We start from the raw sequence: 2,915 nt of genomic DNA, 5'->3' as shown, positions 1-2,915 counted from the left end.
GCGGGGCGCACCGACTTCTCGAAGGTGTCGGCGTGCATCCACATCAGCTCGTGCGCGACCAGGCTGATCTGCTCGAGCACCTCGCGCGGCTCCAGCCCGGAGGCCGAACGCATCGCCAGGCCGGTGGCGATCCGGCGCTTGAGCCCGGCGACGCGGACCATGAAGAACTCGTCGAGGTTGCTGGCGAAGATCGACAGGTAGCGCGCCCGCTCCAGCAGCGGCACCGAGGGGTCGTCGGCGAGCTGGAGCACCCGCTCGTTGAACTGCAGCCAGGAGATCTCGCGGTCGAGGAACCGGTCCTCGGGCAGCCCGTCGGGCCCGAGCGCGCCGGGCTGGCCGTGGGTGGAGGGGACCACGCGCATGAACCGCCCGTTGGACTGCCGTGGCCGGGCGCTCGCGATGGACCGCACAGGCTCGCCGGCCTCGGCGGCGGCCTCACGCTCCCGGGCGTCCTGCGGCTGGGGTTCCTCGATGACGCGGTCCGGCGACTCGGTGGTCATGCCCTCCATCGTGGCACCGTCAGGTGAACACCGTTACCTTCCCGGCGAGCGAGTCCGCCTGCTGGACCGGTGAGCGGGCCGTGACCAGCCGGTATGCCGTGCCTCGCCTCAGGCGTCCGGCCCGCCGGTGGCGGCCCGGGAGTACATGACGTCGACGGCGGCGCGCTCGAAGCCCAGGCGGGTGTAGGTGGCGATGGCCGCGGCGTTGTCGCCGTCGACGTAGAGCATCGCCTCGGCCAGGCCGAGCGACTCCAGGTGCCGCAGGCCGAGCAGGGTGACCGCCCGGCCGAGGCCGTGGCCCTGGAAGTCGGGGTCGACCCCCACGACGTAGACCTCGCCCATCGGCGGGTGGCTGGGCTGGCCGTTGCCCGGGGTGGCGGTGTGCGCGTGCACCTTGGTCCAGTGGAAGGCGGCGAGCCGGCCGGTCGGGTCCTCCACGAGGATGAACCCGTCGGGGTCGAACCAGTCCTCGGCGAAGCGCTGGTCGAGGTCGGCGCGGGTGATCCGGCCCTGCTCGGGGTGGTGGGCGAAGGCGCGGGCGTTGACCGCCAGCCAGGCGTCCTCGTCCTGGCCCTCGACGAAGGTCCGCACGGTGAACCCCTCGGGCAGGTGCGGCTCGGGCAGCGGCTCGGCCCCGACCTCCGGGCCGAGCGGGCGCTTCATCCGCCACAGCTCGCGCACCGAGGTGAAGCCGTCCCGCGCGGCGAAGGCCCGGGCGGCCTCGAGGTGGCCGTGGGACCACAGCCGCAGGTCCGGCGCCTGCTGCAGGAGGGCGTGGACGAGGGTGCGGCCGGCCCCGCTGCGGCGCAGGTCGGGTTCGACGACGACCTCGGCGGTGGCGGGCTCGCCACCCGAGCCGTGCTCGAGGTGGGCGTACCCGACCAGCTGCGTGCCGTCATACAGGAGGAAGTGGCTGAGGGGGGCGTCTACCGAGGCGCCGCTGCTGTGGCGCACGTGGAGCAGGACGTGCTCGGACAGGGGGGTGACCCCGTCGGCGGTGGTCGCGCGCCGGGCCAGGGACAGCACCGCGTGCGACTGGTCGTCGTCGAGCTGGAAGAGGCCGTCCACGCGCATGGCGCTCATTGCACCACGCCCACGGTTCGGCCAAGGGGCAGCCCCGACGGGCGGCCGCCGACATACTGACCGCGTGCTGCACGACGACGTTGCCTGGCTGCTGCGGACGGCGCGCCGGTTCGCGCAGGACGAGGCGCTGCGCGACCCGGTGGTGTTCGCGCGCGGCGCCGGCGACGCGCCGCCGGTGGACCCGGCCGTGGTGGCCCGGTGGGAGAGCGGGCAGGTGGCGCCGAGCCACGGGCTGGTGGAGCGCTACGAGACGCTGCTCGGGCTGCCGCAGGGGCAGCTGCTCACGGCCATCGACACCCTGGCCCGGCAGGAGGAGCCGGTGCGGGCCGAGCCCGCGCTGCCGCCGCCGCGTCCGGTGGCGCCCTCGGCCCGGGCCCTGCAGCTGCTGGAGCGGGCGCTGGGCAGCGAGCCGATGACCGCCGCCGACTGGGACGAGCTGTCGGCGCTGATGGCGGGCATGTCGCACGTGCTGATCCGCGCCGGGGACAGCGAGGCGCTGCTGCGCCGGGCCCTGCTGGAGATGTCGGTGAGCACGGGGCTGTCCTACGCCCGGCGCACCGAGGCGATCGCCCGCCTGGCCGGTCACCCGCAGATCGCCCCGGTCATCGTCGACCTGGCCAGCGCGACGCTGGAGGACCCGGACGCGCAGGTCTACAGCGAGGTCGTGACCCTGCTGAACTTCACCGGTATGCCGGGTGCCGGGCCCCTGCTCGCCCGGCACGTGGAGTCGCCGGTCAACGCCAACGCACTGCGCGCGGCGCTGTTCACCGCGGCCAGCCAGGTGCGCCGGCGGAGGCTGCCGGCCGAGCTGACCGGTCGGCTGTGCCGGCTGGCGTGGGGGCACCTGACCAGCGAGCACTCCTCCTACCGGGTGCGGCGCAGCGCGGCCAACCTCATCCGGGCCGTCGACGAGCCGACCCGGCACCGGGTGGCCGAGAGCGTGCTCGACGGCGACCGGGACCCGGCCGCGGCCGCGGTCCTGCTCGGCGAATCGGCCCTGCCGCGCACCGCGGCCCAACGGGTGATGGAGGCGGTCCGCGGGCACCTGGTCGAGGCCCTGGGCGAGCCGCTGGAGCAGCACCCGACCCTGCTGCGGCTGCTGGACCAGGCGGCGCAGGACACCAACGAGGAGTCGCGGGGCAGCGCGCTCGCGGTGCTCATGCTCTGCCCGACCGGGCCGGCGCTGGGGCGGGCGTACGGGCAGCAGCTGCGGGCGAGCCTGGCCGAGGGCGACCGGCCCGGGGCGCACGAGGCGCTGAGCGTGCTCACCTGGATGCCGCAGCCGCGCGACCTCGACCTGCTGACCGAACTGGCCGTGGACGCCCTGCCCGC

General features: G+C 75.2%; 2 protein-coding genes and 1 pseudogene. 1 reads left to right on the top strand and 2 read right to left on the bottom strand.

Annotated elements, in window-relative coordinates; translation table 11 throughout:
* Positions 1-500, bottom strand: a pseudogene (locus VF825_RS03500) (RNA degradosome polyphosphate kinase); the annotation flags it as partial.
* 108 nt (positions 501-608) lie between these two features.
* Positions 609-1,583 carry a mycothiol synthase gene (gene mshD / locus VF825_RS03495; protein WP_331110191.1) on the bottom strand — a complete coding sequence of 325 codons (975 nt, stop codon included), beginning with the start codon at positions 1,581-1,583 and terminating at the stop codon, positions 609-611.
* Between the two features lie 64 nt (positions 1,584-1,647).
* Between mshD and VF825_RS03490 the strand changes: the two genes are divergently transcribed.
* Positions 1,648-2,915 (top strand): hypothetical protein (locus VF825_RS03490; RefSeq protein WP_331110189.1); only part of this gene is annotated, 1,268 nt, incomplete at its 3' end.

Source organism: Oryzihumus sp., from assembly GCF_036391795.1.
GTDB lineage: Bacteria > Actinomycetota > Actinomycetes > Actinomycetales > Dermatophilaceae > Oryzihumus.
The sequence above is the reverse complement of the archived record's forward strand: the minus strand, read 5'-3'. Positions and strand labels throughout refer to the sequence as shown.

Excerpts from the sequence above, each read along its gene's own strand:
- mshD (WP_331110191.1), bottom strand. The coding sequence starts at position 1,583 with ATGAGCGCCATGCGCGTGGACGGCCTCTTCCAGCTCGACGACGACCAG.